The 16,787-nt window shown below is 49.8% G+C and carries 33 protein-coding genes; 22 read left to right on the forward strand and 11 right to left on the reverse strand.

The features are described 5' to 3' along the window. Window positions 1-125 precede the first annotated feature (125 nt). From AC6R0S_RS07495 to AC6R0S_RS07515, 5 genes are read right to left on the reverse strand one after another with little or no spacing between them, the layout of a single operon-like run. The gene (locus tag AC6R0S_RS07495; RefSeq protein WP_500626255.1) at window positions 126-338 is read right to left on the reverse strand and encodes a hypothetical protein; all 213 of its coding nucleotides are present in this window, start codon (window positions 336-338) and stop codon (window positions 126-128) included. Window positions 339-370: 32 nt separating this feature from the next. After that, a complete protein-coding gene (locus AC6R0S_RS07500; RefSeq protein ID WP_500626256.1) occupies window positions 371-595 on the reverse strand; it encodes a hypothetical protein in 225 nt (74 codons plus the stop codon). Between the two features lie 9 nt (window positions 596-604). Then, on the reverse strand, window positions 605-958 hold the full coding sequence (locus tag AC6R0S_RS07505) for a DUF1293 family protein (protein WP_500637581.1): 354 nt from the start codon (window positions 956-958) through the stop codon (window positions 605-607). A gap of 1 nt (window position 959) precedes the next feature. Then, on the reverse strand, window positions 960-2,120 hold the full coding sequence (locus AC6R0S_RS07510; protein ID WP_500637582.1) for a replication initiation factor domain-containing protein: 1,161 nt from the start codon (window positions 2,118-2,120) through the stop codon (window positions 960-962). Then, complete coding sequence (locus AC6R0S_RS07515) at window positions 2,113-2,319, reverse strand: hypothetical protein (RefSeq protein WP_500637583.1); 207 nt, start codon at window positions 2,317-2,319, stop codon at window positions 2,113-2,115. The genes AC6R0S_RS07510 and AC6R0S_RS07515 overlap by 8 nt, the downstream gene beginning before the upstream one ends. Window positions 2,320-2,444: 125 nt before the next feature. Here AC6R0S_RS07515 and AC6R0S_RS07520 point away from each other — a divergent pair, with 125 nt between their 5' ends. Then, window positions 2,445-2,813 carry a DUF3693 domain-containing protein gene (locus AC6R0S_RS07520; RefSeq protein ID WP_500637584.1) on the forward strand — a complete coding sequence of 123 codons (369 nt, stop codon included), beginning with the start codon at window positions 2,445-2,447 and terminating at the stop codon, window positions 2,811-2,813. Here AC6R0S_RS07520 and AC6R0S_RS07525 read toward each other — a convergent pair. Beyond that, window positions 2,810-3,085 carry a helix-turn-helix domain-containing protein gene (locus AC6R0S_RS07525; RefSeq protein ID WP_500637585.1) on the reverse strand — a complete coding sequence of 92 codons (276 nt, stop codon included), beginning with the start codon at window positions 3,083-3,085 and terminating at the stop codon, window positions 2,810-2,812. The two genes, AC6R0S_RS07520 and AC6R0S_RS07525, sit on opposite strands and share 4 nt — an antisense overlap. Window positions 3,086-3,224: 139 nt before the next feature. Here AC6R0S_RS07525 and AC6R0S_RS07530 point away from each other — a divergent pair, with 139 nt between their 5' ends. The 20 genes from AC6R0S_RS07530 (at window position 3,225) to AC6R0S_RS07625 (ending at window position 12,162) form a co-directional block, all read left to right on the forward strand. Further along, the gene (locus tag AC6R0S_RS07530; protein WP_500637586.1) at window positions 3,225-3,518 is read left to right on the forward strand and encodes a hypothetical protein; all 294 of its coding nucleotides are present in this window, start codon (window positions 3,225-3,227) and stop codon (window positions 3,516-3,518) included. After that, window positions 3,518-3,733, forward strand: coding sequence for a hypothetical protein (locus tag AC6R0S_RS07535; RefSeq protein WP_500637587.1), 216 nt, complete (start codon window positions 3,518-3,520; stop codon window positions 3,731-3,733). The genes AC6R0S_RS07530 and AC6R0S_RS07535 overlap by 1 nt, the downstream gene beginning before the upstream one ends. Beyond that, on the forward strand, window positions 3,730-5,643 hold the full coding sequence (locus AC6R0S_RS07540) for a replication endonuclease (RefSeq protein ID WP_500637588.1): 1,914 nt from the start codon (window positions 3,730-3,732) through the stop codon (window positions 5,641-5,643). The genes AC6R0S_RS07535 and AC6R0S_RS07540 overlap by 4 nt, the downstream gene beginning before the upstream one ends. After that, on the forward strand, window positions 5,627-5,815 hold the full coding sequence (locus AC6R0S_RS07545; RefSeq protein ID WP_500637589.1) for a hypothetical protein: 189 nt from the start codon (window positions 5,627-5,629) through the stop codon (window positions 5,813-5,815). Before AC6R0S_RS07540 ends, AC6R0S_RS07545 begins: the two co-directional genes overlap by 17 nt. Further along, window positions 5,805-6,101: a hypothetical protein gene (locus tag AC6R0S_RS07550; protein WP_500637590.1), complete on the forward strand. Its 297-nt coding sequence runs from the start codon at window positions 5,805-5,807 to the stop codon at window positions 6,099-6,101. The genes AC6R0S_RS07545 and AC6R0S_RS07550 overlap by 11 nt, the downstream gene beginning before the upstream one ends. Further along, complete coding sequence (locus tag AC6R0S_RS07555) at window positions 6,098-6,544, forward strand: hypothetical protein (protein WP_500637591.1); 447 nt, start codon at window positions 6,098-6,100, stop codon at window positions 6,542-6,544. Before AC6R0S_RS07550 ends, AC6R0S_RS07555 begins: the two co-directional genes overlap by 4 nt. Beyond that, the gene (locus AC6R0S_RS07560; RefSeq protein WP_500637592.1) at window positions 6,544-7,191 is read left to right on the forward strand and encodes a helicase HerA domain-containing protein; all 648 of its coding nucleotides are present in this window, start codon (window positions 6,544-6,546) and stop codon (window positions 7,189-7,191) included. Before AC6R0S_RS07555 ends, AC6R0S_RS07560 begins: the two co-directional genes overlap by 1 nt. Window positions 7,192-7,257: 66 nt before the next feature. Then, window positions 7,258-7,332, forward strand: coding sequence for a pentapeptide repeat-containing protein (locus tag AC6R0S_RS07565; RefSeq protein ID WP_500637726.1), 75 nt, complete (start codon window positions 7,258-7,260; stop codon window positions 7,330-7,332). Between the two features lie 132 nt (window positions 7,333-7,464). Further along, window positions 7,465-8,262 (forward strand): major capsid protein P2, encoded by a 798-nt coding sequence (locus tag AC6R0S_RS07570; RefSeq protein ID WP_500637593.1) that lies wholly within the window; start codon window positions 7,465-7,467, stop codon window positions 8,260-8,262. Between the two features lie 9 nt (window positions 8,263-8,271). Then, window positions 8,272-8,610 carry a hypothetical protein gene (locus AC6R0S_RS07575; RefSeq protein WP_500637594.1) on the forward strand — a complete coding sequence of 113 codons (339 nt, stop codon included), beginning with the start codon at window positions 8,272-8,274 and terminating at the stop codon, window positions 8,608-8,610. 9 nt (window positions 8,611-8,619) lie between these two features. After that, a complete protein-coding gene (locus AC6R0S_RS07580) occupies window positions 8,620-8,829 on the forward strand; it encodes a hypothetical protein (protein ID WP_500637595.1) in 210 nt (69 codons plus the stop codon). Beyond that, window positions 8,810-9,196 (forward strand): hypothetical protein, encoded by a 387-nt coding sequence (locus AC6R0S_RS07585; RefSeq protein WP_500637596.1) that lies wholly within the window; start codon window positions 8,810-8,812, stop codon window positions 9,194-9,196. The genes AC6R0S_RS07580 and AC6R0S_RS07585 overlap by 20 nt, the downstream gene beginning before the upstream one ends. Window positions 9,197-9,290: 94 nt before the next feature. Continuing rightward, window positions 9,291-9,626: a hypothetical protein gene (locus tag AC6R0S_RS07590; protein ID WP_500637597.1), complete on the forward strand. Its 336-nt coding sequence runs from the start codon at window positions 9,291-9,293 to the stop codon at window positions 9,624-9,626. A 4-nt stretch (window positions 9,627-9,630) separates the two neighbouring features. After that, window positions 9,631-10,158 (forward strand): hypothetical protein, encoded by a 528-nt coding sequence (locus AC6R0S_RS07595; protein ID WP_500637598.1) that lies wholly within the window; start codon window positions 9,631-9,633, stop codon window positions 10,156-10,158. Then, window positions 10,158-10,613 (forward strand): hypothetical protein, encoded by a 456-nt coding sequence (locus AC6R0S_RS07600; RefSeq protein ID WP_500637599.1) that lies wholly within the window; start codon window positions 10,158-10,160, stop codon window positions 10,611-10,613. Before AC6R0S_RS07595 ends, AC6R0S_RS07600 begins: the two co-directional genes overlap by 1 nt. After that, entirely contained in the window at window positions 10,610-10,948 is a 339-nt protein-coding gene (locus AC6R0S_RS07605) for a hypothetical protein (protein WP_500637600.1), read from the forward strand. Before AC6R0S_RS07600 ends, AC6R0S_RS07605 begins: the two co-directional genes overlap by 4 nt. Continuing rightward, on the forward strand, window positions 10,890-11,351 hold the full coding sequence (locus tag AC6R0S_RS07610) for a structural protein (protein WP_500637601.1): 462 nt from the start codon (window positions 10,890-10,892) through the stop codon (window positions 11,349-11,351). Before AC6R0S_RS07605 ends, AC6R0S_RS07610 begins: the two co-directional genes overlap by 59 nt. Next, a complete protein-coding gene (locus tag AC6R0S_RS07615; protein WP_500637602.1) occupies window positions 11,329-11,688 on the forward strand; it encodes a hypothetical protein in 360 nt (119 codons plus the stop codon). Before AC6R0S_RS07610 ends, AC6R0S_RS07615 begins: the two co-directional genes overlap by 23 nt. Before the next feature lie 11 nt (window positions 11,689-11,699). Next, the gene (locus AC6R0S_RS07620; RefSeq protein ID WP_500637603.1) at window positions 11,700-11,900 is read left to right on the forward strand and encodes a hypothetical protein; all 201 of its coding nucleotides are present in this window, start codon (window positions 11,700-11,702) and stop codon (window positions 11,898-11,900) included. Window positions 11,901-12,021: 121 nt separating this feature from the next. Then, window positions 12,022-12,162 carry a hypothetical protein gene (locus AC6R0S_RS07625; RefSeq protein ID WP_500637604.1) on the forward strand — a complete coding sequence of 47 codons (141 nt, stop codon included), beginning with the start codon at window positions 12,022-12,024 and terminating at the stop codon, window positions 12,160-12,162. 121 nt (window positions 12,163-12,283) lie between these two features. Here the strand turns inward: AC6R0S_RS07625 and AC6R0S_RS07630 are convergent, their stop codons facing one another. The 3 genes from AC6R0S_RS07630 to AC6R0S_RS07640 all read right to left on the reverse strand — a co-directional run bounded on the left by AC6R0S_RS07630 (window position 12,284) and on the right by AC6R0S_RS07640 (window position 13,863). Next, complete coding sequence (locus tag AC6R0S_RS07630) at window positions 12,284-12,730, reverse strand: DUF3653 domain-containing protein (protein ID WP_500637605.1); 447 nt, start codon at window positions 12,728-12,730, stop codon at window positions 12,284-12,286. A gap of 445 nt (window positions 12,731-13,175) precedes the next feature. Beyond that, entirely contained in the window at window positions 13,176-13,487 is a 312-nt protein-coding gene (gene yciH / locus AC6R0S_RS07635; RefSeq protein ID WP_500634000.1) for a stress response translation initiation inhibitor YciH, read from the reverse strand. A 1-nt stretch (window position 13,488) separates the two neighbouring features. After that, window positions 13,489-13,863, reverse strand: a complete 375-nt coding sequence (locus AC6R0S_RS07640) for a DUF3319 domain-containing protein (protein ID WP_487901497.1) — start codon at window positions 13,861-13,863, stop codon at window positions 13,489-13,491. Window positions 13,864-13,998: 135 nt separating this feature from the next. On the opposite strand from AC6R0S_RS07640, the gene AC6R0S_RS07645 reads away from it, so the two are divergent. Continuing rightward, window positions 13,999-14,919, forward strand: a complete 921-nt coding sequence (locus tag AC6R0S_RS07645) for a tyrosine-type recombinase/integrase (protein WP_500637606.1) — start codon at window positions 13,999-14,001, stop codon at window positions 14,917-14,919. On the opposite strand, the gene AC6R0S_RS07650 is transcribed toward AC6R0S_RS07645, so the two are convergent. Together AC6R0S_RS07650 and AC6R0S_RS07655 are read right to left on the reverse strand one after the other, a co-directional pair. After that, window positions 14,909-15,904 (reverse strand): D-alanine--D-alanine ligase, encoded by a 996-nt coding sequence (locus AC6R0S_RS07650; RefSeq protein WP_500637607.1) that lies wholly within the window; start codon window positions 15,902-15,904, stop codon window positions 14,909-14,911. The genes AC6R0S_RS07645 and AC6R0S_RS07650 overlap by 11 nt on opposite strands. Window positions 15,905-16,075: 171 nt before the next feature. Next, window positions 16,076-16,651, reverse strand: coding sequence for an SPOR domain-containing protein (locus tag AC6R0S_RS07655; RefSeq protein ID WP_334551873.1), 576 nt, complete (start codon window positions 16,649-16,651; stop codon window positions 16,076-16,078). Window positions 16,652-16,787: the final 136 nt, after the last annotated feature.

The raw sequence follows: 16,787 nt of genomic DNA on the forward strand, positions 1-16,787 counted from the left end.
GGAAAAAACGCCCCTTGCTAAGAGGCGTTCACACCCGTGTAAAAGCCGAAAATGAAACCACTGAACACCGCACAAGCAAAGAAGATAGTGACGATGTCGGTTGCAAGTTCAGCCATGACACACCCTTAGCGACGCATTGCGCCAACGATAGCGGATAGACCGAAACCGATAGCGGCCAATGCAATCACACCGACGACCACTAAGGTGTAGTTAGATTGGCCAGCCGTGACAGCGTCAGTAATGGCGGTGGTGATTTCTGCATTTGCCAATGCAGCCGAAGAAGCGACCAGTGTTGAGCCAACAACACCCGCTTGGGTAACACGTTTTTTTAGTTCCATGATGTATCTCCGTTGTTAGTGAAAGTAGGCCGTTAGCGTCGACCCAACGCTTTTACAATTCGACCCAGAATGTGACCAGAGAGAAACGAGAGCAGTAAAAATCCCGTCACCGTGGTGTACACCTCTGAATCGATTGTCAGTGACCCGACTGGGGAGGTGCTCAGTTGTTGCACTTCCTCTTGGGTCAGCAGTACGTAGTCACAGTCGGTCGACGAGCTGACGACATAACCATTACTGAGAGCTACACACTGCGCCATAACCTAGCCTTACTTGCTCTGCATCGATGCTTGGAAATGCTTTTTGATTTCGTCATCGATGGGAATGAGTTCGGTCACGACGGCACCCGCCAATGGGTCGTTGGGGTTCATCTGCAAACTGACCGCGTATTCACGACGAGGGACAAACGCACCGCAGTTCGCTAGCTTTTCAGCGTAAGCACGATCCATCATGATGGGTTGATCCCATTTAGGGTTCACTTCACCCGATTCGCCAATGGTGCGACGTTTGTATTTGTCGGTGTTGATTTCACGCAGTGGGCGGGAAATGTTGAGCTGTGCCTGTTTTCCGCCGAACTCGGTTTCAATTAGGTTGATACCTAGAACAAAGAGAGTGTTAGACATATCAAGTCTCCAATATGTGAGTAACTAACTTCCCGTATGAGTCGGGGAAGGTGAATTTAGAATTGTCACGAACGAGCGACCCCACGACGGTGTTCACATCGCCATTGTGAAATTCGATGAGTGCCGTCAGGATTTTTCCGTACTGACGACGCATCCAGTAAGCCGACGCCAAGAGATCTAACGCGGCTTTCTTGCTGGGTTTGGGTTTGGTGTTGAACGGTTTGGATACCGAAATGGACGCCGAGAAATCGCAAATGGCCGCGAACGCGCCGCTTGGGTCAAGGAGCACATCGATGTCCCATTTCTTGAGTTCCACCTCAGAGCGATACCAAGTGAGTCCGGTCTGGGCCAAGTTCTGCTCTAAGGCTTTGTTGTAGATGCGCCAGTAAATGCGCGAGGTGCGAGAGCCAATGGAATATTGCTCTTTGGAGTAGACAGGCTTGCCGTTCTCCATGCGTTCAATCTCACACAGAGGCGCAAGTTTGGGGCCACGGCCGCGAACGTTGGTACGAAACGCATCATCGAGCCATGCTTTGTAGGCGTAGTTGCAATCAAAAAGACCGTCGAAATCGTCATAGGCCAAGTCAACGCGGGCGAGGGTAGTCACGCCCAAGACATTGTGCAGCCAGTCGTGCAGCGCCCAAGGACGCAGTTTGTCAAAGACGTGTTTGCAACCCGTACCGTTGATTTGAAAATGAACGGTGTCGTTATTTCCGCCGATTCCGATGAAGCCGCAGAAGTCTTCACCATTGGCTGAGGTGAGTTTCATGGAATCGCTGTAGAACTGAAAGCCCAAACCGCGAGGCGCTGAGAGTGACAAGCCAAGCACACGTTGGGTAAAGATGCGCAAGCATTCTTCCAAATAGTTCATGTACACATGGCGATAGGCGTCATTGTACGATTGCATTTCTTCGTTAGTGACGGCCAGTGTTGGGTTAAACACGGGCGGCGTTGGGAACTTAGGTGCACGAGCGTGACGCTGTAACAGTGATTTCTCTTTGTTGAGGCGCAAGGTTTTTCCTGTACCGCTTGGCAACGGTTCGCCCAAAGCACGATGACAGTACGTGAGGTTTTTCAGCGCAAAGGTAAAGCACAAGTAATCGATATGAACTTGCTCGTTATGAGGCTCAAAGGTTTTGGCGACTTTCTGTGCGTTATTCATCGAACACCCCCAAGTTGATGCGGTCTTGATAGGTGGTGTTGGTGATGCAGACTAATTCGAAGTGAGAGAACTCGGACTCACACCATGAGGTCAAATGATTCATGGATTTGAACAAATCCCAATCTTGAGTGCCTTTGACTAGAACCGAAACGGTATAGTCAGGCATAAGATCGAAGAATATGATTTGCGCTTGAGTCATTGGGCAATCCAAGTTAGTACACGTATTTGTGGATATTTAAGACACATTTTCGTGGACTGTAAAGACACAGATTAGTGGACAAATACGCTAGACTGAGACTTATCAATAAGATTTGGGGAATCACTATGTACACAAATCAGCTGTTAGATCAGTACAAAGAGGTGAAGAATTATGTGCAAGACAAGCAAATTGCGCATGATTTGGGAATTAGCCGCCAGAAAATCTCAGCGATTCGAAGTGGAGAACGCTATCTTACTGAAATTGAAGCGTTATTCTTAGCGGATCAAATTGGAGCTGACAAAGAAATGGTGTTGGTTTACTTGGCGGCTGATAAAGCCAAGTCGCACGAAGCGCAAACCCTATGGAGCCAGATCGCAAAAAAGTATAACGGGCTAGGAATTACAAGCGTATCAAGTGCTTATGCAGTATTTAGCCTTAGCTCAGATGACCTTTTTACTCACATCCATGAGTGCGTATTATCTATCATAGGTTAAACAGAAACATATTCTATAAGGTCACTGTAAACCTTTCTTATTCTTGAATTTTTTTCGCGGGAAGCCCAAACCGCAAGCAAGACAATATGATCCGGATACTCCAGTAATTCGGCCATTTTTAAGCAAGTCAAATCGTCAAATTCGCGGCGTCCGCTGCGATAATTCGCCACACGCGCCGGAGCAATATCAATAAGCTTTGCAAGGGCGTAATCACTTTTCAATTTTCTTTTTTCTTTCAACTGGTTAAGAAAATAGTTTGTGGCGTTATTCATAGCGAAATCCTTTGCGGGGTGAAACTTAGTTCTAGCTTAGTCCATGAGTGGGATATTTGCCATAGTTAGCGGGGCGCGATATACAACGGATCTCAAATATTTTTTCATTACGTAACGTAACGGGTTAGGGGTCGCAAGTATGCCAAAAGTTGATGAGTTGAATATGGGTGAGCTAAAGCTGATCGCCAGAAAGCAGACGATTGAGATTCATGAGGTGTTGCAGCGGTCGTCGCTAGTGGTGGCGGATGCGATTGCGGCGAAAGTGTGTGGTGATGATGACCAATATGAGGCGGTGTTAGAGCACATTACCGAGCTGCATAAAACTGCGCCTAGCGCGCTGATTGAATTGTACATGGCGGAGTTGCTCGACATGCTGAAAGAGTGGGAATTGACGGCGGCGGCTCACATGGCACTGGCAGCGGAGGCGGCGTGATGGATACGACGATTTTGGTTGATGACAATTTGGCGAATTATGAGCGCAATGTGACAGCGGCGGCCAACTATGAATTTGGTGGGTTGACCGATGAGCAGCGCAGAACGGGATTGAAGCACATTCACTCACTGAAAGCGCGAATGAGTCGCTACAAAGAGCGCCAAGCGGCCAGAGCGAAGGCGCGCCGCTCAAGACTGGAGAGGTTGAGCGCATGAGAATGACGCCAGAGCGTTTGGCAGAATTGGCACACATGCAAGCCGTGATCGACTTTGAGGAGTCGGCGCGGTTTTTGCCGTCTACGCTGAAAAAAACCTTGCTTGCCATGTTGACTGTGGATCACTACCGAGCGCCAAAGGGGTTCAAGGATTTACAAGCTTACTTGGCTAGTGCAACTCAAGCCTTAAAGGTGCCAAACGACATCAAAAGCTATTTGGAGTCAGGGGCGGCGGCGCGCATGAAACGTCGCGGTGTGAAAGCGTCGAAAGAATGGTTAGAGGCAAACAGTCAGCGTGCGCTTGATGCGCTGCGGGTGTTGCCTGTGCCCATTTACAAAGTGGACAGCAAAGAAAAGGCGAGGCATTGCGCCAATCAGATTGTGATCATGGCAAACGCTCAACTCAAGTACTGCGTGAATGAGTGTTTTGATTATAAGGCGGCGGCGCTCAAGTTGATTGATAGAACGGGCGTGATGAAATGGAATTTTGCCTTTGTGCCGAATTTCACCAAGGACAATCAGGATGAATATTGGCTGGGTGTGATTGCTCGCTTGATTGACGAAAAGTGGTGGACGCGCAAGATTTATCGTGCGGCGGTGCGTGCGTATGAGGACGCAAGACGGGCGGCGGGGATGGTGTCGCCTGAGTCGGGTAACCCGTATTGCTCAAAAGGCCAATTGGCCTATTTTAAGACGCAATTAGAGCAGCAGACTGAGTGGCTAGATAAAAACGTCATGCGCCGAGCGGATGGGGTGGAGGTGCCACTTAAACAGATTTTTGAAGCGAGCGTTGCCAATCCAGAAGTGCGCCGCGCCGAGTTGATGCAGCGCATTAACGGGATGCAGGAGATCGCAGAGGAAAACGGCGACGTGGGCTTGTTTGTCACTATGACGACGCCAAGCCGATTCCACCGGAAAACAAAGCGCGGCAAGTATTGGCGAGACAATCCGAAGTATGACGGCTCGACAACCAGAGAGGCGCAACAATGGTTGTCTAGTCGTTGGGCGTTGATTCGTTCGGCGCTCAATGATGCCAATATTGAGATCATGGGGTTTCGGGTGGCTGAGCCTCACGCGGACGGGTGCCCACACTGGCACATGCTGCTATTTGTCGCACCAGTATTTAAAAAGCAAACCATTGAGATCATGCGCACTTATATGCACCTATCTAATAAGGGGGCGATTCGTGCCATTGCGCGAGGGTGTCAGACAACCAAGCAAGATCGCCTAGAGCTAGACACGGACAAGGCCAAAAACGCCCGTTTTGATTGCAAGGCGATTGATAAGGCGGCGGGTTGTGCGGCGGCGTACATCGCAAAATACATTGCAAAAAATATTGATGCGCACGGGCTTGATGAGGCGGTGGATTTTGAAACCAATCAGCGTGGCATGAAAGATAATGCGCTGCGCGTTCGTGCGTGGGCGTCGTGTCATGGTATCCGCCAGTTTCAGCAAATCGGCGGCGCGCCGGTGACGGTGTGGCGTGAGTTGCGAAGAATCAAAGATAAATTGGAGTCACCAAAGTTTGAAAAGATGCGCCGAGCGGCGGGGCTGCGTGAGAGTGATGAGCACGCCAGTTATGCTGAGTATGCGCGTTTGAATCGTTTTGGTTGTGTGCGCTTGCTCAAAGTGCCACACGAAAACGGCTACGGTGAGTTAACCGAAAAGGTGATCGGTTTGCAGGGGTTGGGGCTTGAGGTTGTTACCCATGCGGACGAGTGGGAAATTGCGCCGCTAGGCGCTGAGGAATGCCGCGAAGCGGATTCCACTTGGATTAATGAAAATAACTGTAGATTGACGTTTGAAAACGGTAAACCGTTATCAGCGGAGGCGAAATACACGTTATTAGAAATGGAAATAGAAAGGCCAAGCCTTTCAAACTGGAGTTATGAGGATGAGTTTGAAGTGTGAATCGAAAAAAGCGGGGGAGTTGTTGGGGGAGCTGTTGGCGTTAAAGCGCCAAGCGGAAAAAACAGTGAACCCAATGACCAAGATGAAATTGGCCGAGGCGGCGGTGAATATCGCCATTGAGGTGTTGGTGATCCATCAAGAAAAGTTGGAGGGGTTGAGCGGTGCCAAATGAAACGATAGGGCATGTTAAGTGCCCGATTGTGGGCGATATGGCCGAGGTGCGCCGAGATAAGCGCAGCAAGCTGTATTATGTGGGGCGCGCGGGGATGATTAAGCCGAATTTGCCCGAGGGTCAGGCGTGGTTAAGTGAAAACGCGGTGATGTTTGGCGAAGCGCCGGAGCCAGTGCCGGAGCAAGTGCCGGAGCAAGTGCCGGAGTTAAGTCCGGAGCTAAGTCCGGAGCTAAGTCCGGAGCAAAAACCAAAGCGCAAGAGCTTTTTCCATTGGGGGGATGAATGACCGAGAATCAAGAGGAATTGCGCTTGATGCTTGAGCATCAATCTTATGAGTTGGACGGTGAGTCGTTCACGGAGAAGTTGGCCAAGCAGCAAGAGCAAGAGCAAGCCGAGCAAGCCGAGCAGGTAGAGCAGGAACTAACCGTGCCGCTCACGTTGATGATCTCGGGGGCGGCGGCGGTGCTTGCGCCCAATTGGGAGATCACGGCCGAGGAAGCGGGGCAACTGGCGGAGGTGTACGCGCCCGTTATCAATAAATACTTTCCATCGGCGGCCAATTACACGGGCGGCGTGGAGATGAACGCGGCCATAGTGACGCTCGGGATTGTCGGCGCGCGCGTGATGGCGGGCACGCCGCGCAAGTTAGAGAGCAAAGCCAAACAGAACGAAAGTGGCAGCGAGGCGGCGTTAAGTGGTGAGCGTGAAGTGTTGGAGGCGGTGGAGTAATGGCGGTAAACACTAAACTGGAGAATTTGCATGAGTACGTCATGGGCGGCTCGGGTAGTGGTAAATCTTACTATGTCAAAAGTCGGATAAAAGACGCAAAACGGCTCATTATCTTTGATCCCGATGATGAGTATGGTGAGCTGTCAGGCATTCAGACGTTTTATAAGGCGTCGGAGTTGTTCGCGTATCTCGAAGAAAACCCGCGCGCGTTTCGTGTTCGGTTGGTGCGCAATGGCAAAGCCTATTTTGATTGGTTGTCGGGGGTGGCGCTGTGGATGGGAGAGTGTGTGTATGTGGCGGAAGAAATTGCCGACGTCACGAGCGTATCCAAGGCGGGCGATCATTGGGGGGCGTTGGTGCGTCGGGGTCGAAAATACGGCGTCAAGATCATTGCGGTGTCGCAGCGTCCGAGTGAGGCAGATAAAACCATGTTTACCCAAGCGGCGGTGATTCGTGCGGGGCGGTTAGATGGTGAGGGGGACAAAAAGCGGGTTGCGGACAATATCGGCGTGCCTGTGGAAATGATCAACAATATGTTACCGCTCGATTGGTTGGAGCTAGACCGCAAAACCGGACAAGTGCGCGCGGGACATCGTGAAAAGTCTAAAATCATTCGCGCCAGTTATGGTGCAGACATTGTGAACTAGTTCACATTTCCTTTTCTTTCTTTTCGTAACGAAAACGCCGTGAATCATTCGCGTTACTGAGTAATAGTGCAAACTGTTTTTCAGGGCGCGAATTTTTCGGGCTGTAACATTATCGGGGCGCGAATGGTCGCGGCCTGTTAACTTTATTTAATGCAAAGGGGCGCATTATGAATATGAAAACGGTTATGACGACAACAGCGGCGGCATTGCTGGCGATTTTTATTGCTAACAAAACGCCTGTAAAAAATATTGTTCAATAAGGGGGCGGTGTAAATGGCTCGACGTTTAAAACTGTTACCGAGTTTTTCCAATGTGGCAGCAGGTAATACGGCTACACTCGCACTGCCAAAAGGTAACACCTACAACAGCATCATGTTGAAGTATGAGGGTGTAACGCTTGCGCAGCTTAAAAACCTAAAAATGTTGGTCGGCGGCAAGGTGTTCCAAACCTACGCAGACGGCGTGGAGCTGGACGGCACCAATACTTATTACGGGCGCGGCGCGGCGGAAAATGGCTTTATTGTGCTGCACTTCAACCGTCCGGAGTTGGCAAACCTTGCGCAATCGCGCTTATTTGGTCTGGGCACGGCGGATGTCACCACACTCGATTTCACGGTGGATATTGACGCAGCGGCAGCCGATCCGAAGTTGACCGCGTGGGCGCTGGAATCTGAAAAAGACGTGTTTGGTGTGTGTACCAAAATCAAGCGTTTTCCGGTGTCTTACTCAAGCGGCGGTATCAAAGAGATTGACAACTTGCCTGTGCCCGCGTCGGCGCGCATTGCGGCCATTCATCTAATGACCGACAAAGTGGATCACGCCGAGCTTGAGGTGAATGGCAATATCGCGTTTGAAGCGCCAAAGCTACTTGAGCAGAAAATCCAAAAGGACGCAGGGCGCACGCCAAGCGATAGCCGTTTTGTGATGGATTTTATTAAGGAGTCTGATTGGCTTCAGTCGCAAGTGCTGGCGGGTGTCGAGGATTTCCGTGTACGCATTAACGTGACCGAGGCGGCGGGCGCGAGTTTCTTTGTGGTGGTGGAGTATCTCGACGGCAAAGACGGAATTTAAGGGGGTGTGATGGATATTCCAGTAAACATTCCAATTGTGGGGCAGACGGTGCCGAGCGTGCAGAACCCAAGTGATTCGTTTGATTGGGGCGGCGCGCTCACGGGTGCGGTGGATGTGTTGGGTAAAGCGGCGGATACGTGGCTTGGTTATCAGCAGGTCAAGCGCGGCGGTGATTTGTCCGGTGCGAATCAGCATCAACTTTACCAAAACCCGACAACGACCGCGCCTGATGTGCAGGTGTCGTCACAAGAGGTGCCAAGTTCGGCGGCGTCCGTGGCGGGTGTGTCATTGCAGCATGTTGCGCTTGGGGTGGGCGCGTTGGGTGTGCTTTATCTTTTGTTGAAATAAGGGGCGCGCATGTTTGAGGCAATGACAAGCTTAACGGGTGGCGGCGCGTTGCACGGTGGCAGCGCTGCGCCGTCGTCGGCGGCCAATTACACGACAACGACCAATAATTCAGGCTTTACCGCCGCGAATTATAATTTCGGGTCAAATAACGGCTTGCCGTCGTGGTTTTGGGTGGCGGCGGCGTTGGCAGTGGGTGTGTATGTCATTAAGCGCAAATAGTGTGATCGCGTTGCCGCTTGCGTCGGCGTTGCCTTTCTTGCGGGTGGCGCTGGCGGGCTACGATCCGACCGAGGAGGTTAAGGCGGGGCGGGCGCAAGCCTTTGCAATAGCAGGGGCTATGGTGCTCTTGCGTCTGGAGGGCGTCGAGTTGGTGGTGGTGGCCTTTGAAGGGCGGCACAAACTGAGCAAAGCGGCGCACTTGATTGTTGAGTTGGCGCGTATGTGGGGCTGTGAGTCTGTCCGCGTTCACACTGAGCGGCGAGGTGAGTTGCGATTTTTGCAGGCGCTCGGCTTGCCGTTTGAGCTTGTCGAGCAGCGAGAGAAAGAGATGGTGTTAAGGATGGTGATTGATGGGCGGGAAAAGTAGCTCAAGTTCAAACACAACGACGACCACAACGACAATAAACAAGTCAAACAGTGCTGCGTTTAATGGTGATATGACGGGTCACGTGGTGTCAGGTGTGGAAAATTCATCAGTTGTATTGTCGGATCATGGCGCGGTCAAAGAGGCATTGAACAGTAATGTGGCGGTGACTGAGCGCGCGTTTGATTTTGGCGGCAAGGCGCTCGATGATGCCTTGGATTTTGGCGACAAGGCGCTCGGGGAGGCGTTCAGTTTTGGTCGTGATGCGCTCGAAATGAGCGAAGCGGCCACCGATAGTGCGCTAGATGTGGCGCGTAATTTGTCGCTTGATAGCGATGCGCACACGGTGCAAGCGGCAAGCAACAATATGATGTGGGGCATGATAGCCGTGTCAGCAGCGTTTGCGGCGGCGTCCGTGGCGGGGAGGATTTAGCACGATGTCTATGCAAAATATTCGTGTCGGCGTGGAGCCAAAGCAGTTCGCGATGTCTGGGCGCTATTTTAAGTTGATCAGTTGCTCGGGTGTGGCTCGGGTGCGTTTTTCTTTCGACGATGGCAGCGAGCTTGAAACCGAGCTTTATCAGGGCTTGGGCTTGAAACTGGATCGCGTGTTTTCGCGCTTTTATATCGAGTCCAACACGGAGCAAGATGCCGTCGTGTTTGCATCGACCGTTGAGTTGATTGATGAGCGCAGTGAGACATCAATTGCGGGCGCGGCGTCGATTGAATCCGGTTCGGCGTCATTGTCGGCGGGGGTGGTGTCGCAAGTGGTGCCGCTCGGGTTGGGGCGTCGTTCGATTTTGATTCAGTGTGATGATGTGATGTATGTCGGCGGTGCGAATCTTGATGCTACCAATGGCGTCAAGGTGGATGCAGGCGAGTCGATAGAAGTCAACACGCAAGCGGCGATTTATGCGCTATCGGCTACCGCGCAGACGGTGCGTTATTTGGTTGAGGTGAGCTAATGGCGCGGATTAACTCGGGCGGTTGGAAGTCGGGCGACTTGCGCATTTGGTCGGGTGAGTTGGATAACATCCCGAGCGGGTGGGAGCTGGCGGCCGAAATGATAGATCGCGCCGTGGTCGGTGCGGGTGGTGCGTATGCCAAGGGGCAGCAGTTCGGCGCGGATTCTCGAACGCCATCAGTTAGCGTGAATAATCACACTCTTTCTACTAGCCGCATGCCTAGTCATAGTCACTCGCCGAGGTCGGGCGCTGGTGATGCTTATGATCACTATTATCGACTAAATCGAAATCGAGGTTTTGCTGGTATCAATGTTGGTGACAGTGTGAGTGGTTGGGCGTCGAGCGGCTTGGTATCTAGCAATGGTTCAAGCGGTGCGCACAGTCACGGCGCAAGCGCAAGTGCGGTTGATACGCGGCAAAAATCAATTGCAGTTATTTGGATACGAAAACTATGAAAATTACAGCAGTAACGGAAGATCAAGTTATTGTCATTGACGGTCAAGGTGCAGAGATGCGCGAGCTAGGCGGCTATCACATGACGAATGGTGAATGGGCGGTGCATTTTGACACTGAAAAGGGGTATGGCGAGATCGAATATCTCGACAACCGACCAAACCGCCGAATTTATCAGGCGGAGTTTGATGCGCACTATGCGTGGCTGATTGATGAGTTTGAACGTTATCAGGCGCACATTGCAGAGCAAGAGCGACTAGCAGCAGAGGCGGCGGCCAATGAATCAGAAACAGTTAGTGATAGTGGCGCTGATAGCGGCGGCGCTGATGCTGTCTAAGGGGGATGAAATGACACCGCGCGGCATTCGCAATAATAACGCGGGGAACATTCGCGGCTCGGATCGCTTTACTTGGCTTGGCGAGGTGGGGCGAGATGATGAAAATTTCGTGATTTTTGATAAACCGGAAAGTGGCATTCGTGCCATGTCGCGCATTATCGACAATTACGAACGATTCTATGGGTTGAATACCTTGGAGGGCATTATCAGCCGTTGGGCACCGCCTAGTGAAAACGACACGGAAAGTTATATTCGTCATGCAGAAAGTGAGCTGAGTGTGTCGCGGTATTTGCCCCTTGATGGGCGTCATCGTGCGGCGCTGATTAAGGTCATTATTCAGCATGAAAATGGTGTGCAGCCGTACAGTGACAAGGTGATCAATGATGGTATTGCAGCGGCTTGAAGATAAGCTGATAGACACGGCGTTTGTGGTGTTGGGCGGTTTGTTGGTGTGGTATATCACCGGACGGCTCACGGCGTCGGCCATTGCGCCAGTGACGGCGGATGCGGGCGCGGCGTTGGCTAAATTGACGCAAGCGTTGAACGGCTCACATGATGTGGAGTTTACGCCGATTGTGTTTCGCTCGCATTATTTCAAGTCGGATTACACGTTGACCGAGGAGGCAGAGCGGGTGTTGTGGCAAGCGCCGCAAAATCACGCGCAATTGGTCGAGGTGTTCGGGGTGCGCGGTGCGCCCATGAAAGAGGAATACCGCGCACTGATACAACAAAGTAATTGAGGGGTGAGAGCGTGTTGAAGTGGAAGCAGTCGAGCACATGGCGTGGTCTGGCGTTGGTTGGGTCGAGCGTGGCGGCGTTGCTCGGGTATGGTCACATATTCAGTGCAGAAATTACGGCGCAGGGCTTGAGCTTGGGCGGTGCGGTCGGTGCGGCCATTCCGTTTGTGGTGGGGGCGTATGATGCGCTGCGAGATGAATTTAAGGGGCAATAGTGGCAGAAACATTGCAATATCTTAACTCGCTCGGTCTGTCCCCGCAGTTTATCGCGGTGGTGGCGTTTATGTGGAAAATGGATAAGCGAGTGAGTTATTTAGAGTATCGGGAGCGGTCGGCATGATACCGAGTGATTTTAAAGTCGATGTTGGCACGTCTGAGCCAGTGGTGGTGAAGTTGGATGTGTCAGAGCGTACGATGGGCATTGCGGCCTTTGTGGTGGTAGTGGCGGCGCTGGCAATCAAAAAGCTAAAGGGGTGAACATGGCCAAGGGCATCAATAAAAAGACGGGTAAACTCAAAAAGGGTTACAAGTACGCCAAGGGCGGAAAGGTTGTCAAAGTGAAGTGAGAAAGCGGGCGGTTGCCCGCTTTTTTGTTGGGTCAGTATCGACGGATGAGATCTCGGGTCAGTTCGGCGACGGGTTGAGAGTGGCGTTTGTGTATGAGTTCTTTAAGTTCGTCATAAATGCCAATCTCTTTGAGATCTTGGATAAACCACTTATTAAAGAGGTATTGCGTTTTTTCTAGGTTCCAAGCGTTAAGCGTGTTTGGTGTGTAAATCATGCCGTCTGGGCTGTGCAAGCCTTTTTCGGTGCATCGCCATGATTGCCACTGCTTTTCGTCGGGCAGATAGCCGCGAAACTGGATGTAGAGCAGTTTTCTGACGGTTTGATTGTTGCAGCCGTTTCTTAAATAGCGTTCGATGGTTTTGCGTGACACACCAAGTCCCTTGGCGCCAGCGTCGAGATCGCGGCCATACACGGCTTCAAATTGGCGCTTAAAAATCGGATCATCGGAGGTGTATCGCGGTTTTGTTGACGTTTTCATTAATTAAGCCTTTTCTTATTTGAATTAGTATCACAACAATGCTCGGTTGCGGGGCGAAAACATAGCAAAACCCAATAAGGCAATTTTGTGATATTGCTCGCAATTATCAAAGGTGAGACAAAAAAACGTGTCACGCCAGACAATTTGTCTTTTCAGGGTGTTTATTACATAGCGACCCGAAAGTGGTATTTGTTACATAAAAAGCCTTAAAAAATCCATATAAAACAAAGACTTAATATATTGTTTTTGCAATCAATGTAACGACTTGCAATAGTGCGTATTATCTATCTTATGTTAAATATTGTCGTTCAAATACAGGGAGCCACGCTCCCTATTCGATCTTTACGGTTAAATACAGCATTGATTAAACATAACTGAATTTACCATAAAATACCTAATAATCAGTTTGTTAATCTGCGATTACCAAACCGCTTATTACTTAGCATTAACCGCCAGCGAGCTTTACTGTGAAGCCTTTCTTTTCTAGATGGGCTTTGATTTTATCTCGCGCGTCGCCTTGGATCTCAATGTTGCCATCTTTAACTGAACCGCCGCAGCCACACACTTTCTTAAGTTCTGCTGCCAGGAGTTTCAATGGCGCGTCATCCAAATCAAGGCCAGTGACAATACTCACGCCTTTGCCTTTGCGGCCTTTGGTTTGACGTTGAATACGCACAATACCGTCGCCTTTTGGGCGTTGTACTTTCTCTTCTTCTGGCTTAATTCGGCCAACTTCTGTTGAATACACTAAAGACATATTACTTCTTCTGTTGCTCTGCTTTTTGTTTCGCGACCAAGTATGCCTCTATGTGCTTCTGAATGGCAAGTTTTCCGCCCTTAAGTAACCTGCCATTGAAAAAACAATACCAAGCGTTGGGTTCGCCTGTATCATTCTTTAGGGTGAAACCATTAAAATTTTCTTGTGCGGGCTGGCCTGAACCTTCACGTTTCGAGTTGATGGAACTGAATTCGCGGGGATCGATAATGGTCGCAGTGTCACAAAACCAATCAATGCTCTTCTTCACCGCCGCCATACTGCCTTGCAGTTGGTGGTTTTTGATTTGCACTTGCCAAATCTCTGTAGAGTTCCCGGCAGTTTTAAGGTTAAAACCTCGATAAGTCGCTACTGGCATAGTATTTATAGTCTTAGTTATGAGTTAAATTAATGATAATTGTAATTCCTTGTTTATCAAGTATCTCGATATGAGTTTGTGCGTTTTTATAGTGAATCCATGAGAAAAAATGTTCGAATAGTGACCGATAACAGCATGAGACAAACATTGACTCGTGCACTCAACAAACAGACGACAATTCAAGACCTTAACCTTGTTACCGATGGGCAATACTCGCACAATTCCGTCTTGGCGATGAGTAATGATTGGAATCGTTTCTACAACTTTTGTCTTAGTCACCATGTTGTCGCGCTGCCAGCCGCTTCGACAGCGGTACGGTTGTTTCTGCAGTCGGAATCGAGAAACAGAAAGTACGCCTCCATTCGTCGTTACAGTGTCACCATAAGTTTGATGCACCGTATATTGGGTTACGACGATCCCGTCAACACCCACTCTGTTAGGCGCTTGATGTCTGAACTTAGCAACGAAAAGCGTGGGGATGCGACATCAAGCCATGCCTTTACTAAATCCTCGCTCGATGCACTGACTGATAAGCTTGAGCGTTCGAATACGCCAATCGATGTTCGAAATCTAGCGATTTACCACGTGATGTTTGAGTGTTTGTTAAAACGTTCAGAGCTCAAATCGCTTAACGTTGGCAATGTGACGATTGAGTCATCGCAGGGGATTTTGAGCTTGGGTAATGAGTATTATCGATTAAGTATAGGTGCGACAGAAAAGCTTAATCGTTGGTTGATTTTACGTGGTGTGGCTCCCGGTCCTCTTTTTGTCGCAATAGACAAACATGGTCGGTTTGCTACCGCACCTTTGGATGACTCCTCAATATACCGAATCATGCGCTCAGCGAGTGACAAGCTTGGCTTGGCACTGGATTTTTCTGGTCAGTCTTTGCGTGTAGGTGGAGCGATTGAGTTAGCTAAACAAGGTATAAACACGCGTGAGATTCAGACTTACGGTCGTTGGAAGAGCGCTGCTATGCCCTATTACTATGTTGGTAATACAGTGCGAGCAGCGCAAGAAAGGCTCAAATATAAAGTGATCCGCCCTATTGATTGATTGACGTTGTCACGCAGTTGGCGAGAAACTGATGAAATGGCACACCGTCGTTGACCACCATCTTAGGGAACATTGAGATTGGGGTCATCCCAGGGAAGGTGTTGACTTCATTGAGGTAAAGCTCACCCTCTTGTGTCAAAAAGAAATCGATCCGAGAGAGGTGACGCAGCTTCATATGGGTAAAGACCTTTTCAGCGTTGAGTCGAATCATCTGTTGTTGCTGCTCAGTGAGATTAGACGCGACGATATCCGTTGTGGAATGGCTCGTTGCGCTGTATTTTTCTTCGTAGCTGTAAAAGGCATCCGCAGGCGCCTTTACTTCACCGGGTAAGGTAATGTGCAGTTGGCCATCCATTTCGTAGGCCGCCACTTCGAGTTCTCGTGGCTTCACGGCTTTTTCGACCAAAACCTGATCGGAAAATGTGAACGCGTCTGCAATCGCTGTACGCAACTGATCGATATTAGTGACCTTGTAACAACCAACGGAAGAGCCCTGTCTCGCCGCTTTGACAAACACACTACCCCAGTTTTCAAAGGCTTGCTTACTCTGCTGATAAGTTTCTTCTGTGTTTTCTGTGAGAAACAAGTAAGGTGTGTTGGGGATGCCTAATGCGTCGTACCAAAGCTTAGAGGTGATCTTATTGAAGCTGTTGGTGCTCGCCTCAGGTCCACAGCCTAGATAAGGAATCCCTGATAGCTCGAGCATAGATTGAATATCACCCGTCTCCCCAGGGTAACCGTGTATGCACGGGACGACAAAATCGAGCGTGATGGCATCGGTTGCGGTATTTAAGGTGCCTGCATTGGTATCGAGATAGACTAACTCATCATCTTCGGTATGCCAGCCATCAGAGCGCATTTCAACGCGTACGACGTTAAACCCATCCGTCAAGGTAAGTTGTTCTTGCAGGTAATTGGCTGAAACGAGTGAGACTTCGTGCTCAGATGAGCCGCCGCCACAGAGTAATAAGATGTTGGTCGTCATTGATGGTCTTTCCGTAATGCAACAAAGAGGCTTATCCGATCTTAATGAAAACTCGGGAGCGTTTACACGTTTTTCGCCTATTCATATCGAGTTAGTTGGTTAGTTGTTGAATTTCTAAGCGAATAATAAGAAGAGTCATGAAAAAAGGGGCGCTTGGCCCCTTTCATTCTATCAGTTTAGTTTGTTGAGCGTCGGGTACTGAGAGTTCTTAATATCATCGATGCTCTTAACAAATGGCTTGAGTGCTTGCAGTTCGGCTGGCAATTCACTCACTGCCTTTTTGGCATCCGCACGCGTCGCATAATCCCCATAAAGTACGGTGTACCATTTTGTACCGTTCACGACTTTGTAGTTTTCCCAAATCGGTTGATCACCTTGAGGTAGTTGTCGAGCAAACTGGTCCACTTTCGTTTGTGACCCTACGGCCGCGACTTGAATCGTAAAACCAAAACGTGGATTCATCGCTTTCTGTTTAGCTGTCGGCGGTATGATTGCAACAGCAGGCTTGCTTTGTGGCTGTTTTTTCACCACTTGCTTGCTGGACTCTGGTGACATTTTCACAACATTAGGCTTGACGTTACTTTCGGTCACGTCTTTTGCCATACCCTGCTCAGAGACGACAGGTTTGGCGACGGATGCCGTTTGGTAATCTTCACGGTAGCTCTCTGAGCTGACATCGGTGACGTAATCACTGGATACACAAGCGGAGAGAACGACGGACAGGCCTACTATTGCGATTTTTTTCATGGGATATTCGAATGCCTTAAACTAGAAATTACTGTAAATCATGCCGTTAGATAATCGTATAATCAACCCAACAATGAAATTATATACCAAGACTCTTGTGACACATGACACAAAGTCAGTGAGCAACACAGTGATC

This window comes from Vibrio sp. R15-SG3-ISO1B (genome assembly GCF_059833835.1).

Bases quoted from the DNA above. Each gene is read 5' to 3' on its own strand.
- AC6R0S_RS07495 (WP_500626255.1), bottom strand. From the start codon at position 338: ATGGAACTAAAAAAACGTGTTACCCAAGCGGGTGTTGTTGGCTCAACA.
- AC6R0S_RS07500 (WP_500626256.1), bottom strand. From the start codon at position 595: ATGGCGCAGTGTGTAGCTCTCAGTAATGGTTATGTCGTCAGCTCGTCG.
- AC6R0S_RS07505 (WP_500637581.1), bottom strand. From the start codon at position 958: ATGTCTAACACTCTCTTTGTTCTAGGTATCAACCTAATTGAAACCGAG.
- AC6R0S_RS07510 (WP_500637582.1), bottom strand. From the start codon at position 2,120: ATGAATAACGCACAGAAAGTCGCCAAAACCTTTGAGCCTCATAACGAG.
- AC6R0S_RS07515 (WP_500637583.1), bottom strand. From the start codon at position 2,319: ATGACTCAAGCGCAAATCATATTCTTCGATCTTATGCCTGACTATACC.
- AC6R0S_RS07520 (WP_500637584.1), top strand. From the start codon at position 2,445: ATGTACACAAATCAGCTGTTAGATCAGTACAAAGAGGTGAAGAATTAT.
- AC6R0S_RS07525 (WP_500637585.1), bottom strand. From the start codon at position 3,085: ATGAATAACGCCACAAACTATTTTCTTAACCAGTTGAAAGAAAAAAGA.
- AC6R0S_RS07530 (WP_500637586.1), top strand. From the start codon at position 3,225: ATGCCAAAAGTTGATGAGTTGAATATGGGTGAGCTAAAGCTGATCGCC.
- AC6R0S_RS07535 (WP_500637587.1), top strand. From the start codon at position 3,518: ATGGATACGACGATTTTGGTTGATGACAATTTGGCGAATTATGAGCGC.
- AC6R0S_RS07540 (WP_500637588.1), top strand. From the start codon at position 3,730: ATGAGAATGACGCCAGAGCGTTTGGCAGAATTGGCACACATGCAAGCC.
- AC6R0S_RS07545 (WP_500637589.1), top strand. From the start codon at position 5,627: ATGAGTTTGAAGTGTGAATCGAAAAAAGCGGGGGAGTTGTTGGGGGAG.
- AC6R0S_RS07555 (WP_500637591.1), top strand. From the start codon at position 6,098: ATGACCGAGAATCAAGAGGAATTGCGCTTGATGCTTGAGCATCAATCT.
- AC6R0S_RS07560 (WP_500637592.1), top strand. From the start codon at position 6,544: ATGGCGGTAAACACTAAACTGGAGAATTTGCATGAGTACGTCATGGGC.
- AC6R0S_RS07570 (WP_500637593.1), top strand. From the start codon at position 7,465: ATGGCTCGACGTTTAAAACTGTTACCGAGTTTTTCCAATGTGGCAGCA.
- AC6R0S_RS07575 (WP_500637594.1), top strand. From the start codon at position 8,272: ATGGATATTCCAGTAAACATTCCAATTGTGGGGCAGACGGTGCCGAGC.
- AC6R0S_RS07580 (WP_500637595.1), top strand. From the start codon at position 8,620: ATGTTTGAGGCAATGACAAGCTTAACGGGTGGCGGCGCGTTGCACGGT.
- AC6R0S_RS07585 (WP_500637596.1), top strand. From the start codon at position 8,810: ATGTCATTAAGCGCAAATAGTGTGATCGCGTTGCCGCTTGCGTCGGCG.
- AC6R0S_RS07595 (WP_500637598.1), top strand. From the start codon at position 9,631: ATGTCTATGCAAAATATTCGTGTCGGCGTGGAGCCAAAGCAGTTCGCG.
- AC6R0S_RS07600 (WP_500637599.1), top strand. From the start codon at position 10,158: ATGGCGCGGATTAACTCGGGCGGTTGGAAGTCGGGCGACTTGCGCATT.
- AC6R0S_RS07605 (WP_500637600.1), top strand. From the start codon at position 10,610: ATGAAAATTACAGCAGTAACGGAAGATCAAGTTATTGTCATTGACGGT.
- AC6R0S_RS07610 (WP_500637601.1), top strand. From the start codon at position 10,890: ATGAATCAGAAACAGTTAGTGATAGTGGCGCTGATAGCGGCGGCGCTG.
- AC6R0S_RS07615 (WP_500637602.1), top strand. From the start codon at position 11,329: ATGATGGTATTGCAGCGGCTTGAAGATAAGCTGATAGACACGGCGTTT.
- AC6R0S_RS07625 (WP_500637604.1), top strand. From the start codon at position 12,022: ATGATACCGAGTGATTTTAAAGTCGATGTTGGCACGTCTGAGCCAGTG.
- AC6R0S_RS07630 (WP_500637605.1), bottom strand. From the start codon at position 12,730: ATGAAAACGTCAACAAAACCGCGATACACCTCCGATGATCCGATTTTT.
- yciH (WP_500634000.1), bottom strand. From the start codon at position 13,487: ATGTCTTTAGTGTATTCAACAGAAGTTGGCCGAATTAAGCCAGAAGAA.
- AC6R0S_RS07640 (WP_487901497.1), bottom strand. From the start codon at position 13,863: ATGCCAGTAGCGACTTATCGAGGTTTTAACCTTAAAACTGCCGGGAAC.
- AC6R0S_RS07645 (WP_500637606.1), top strand. From the start codon at position 13,999: ATGAGACAAACATTGACTCGTGCACTCAACAAACAGACGACAATTCAA.
- AC6R0S_RS07650 (WP_500637607.1), bottom strand. From the start codon at position 15,904: ATGACGACCAACATCTTATTACTCTGTGGCGGCGGCTCATCTGAGCAC.
- AC6R0S_RS07655 (WP_334551873.1), bottom strand. From the start codon at position 16,651: ATGAAAAAAATCGCAATAGTAGGCCTGTCCGTCGTTCTCTCCGCTTGT.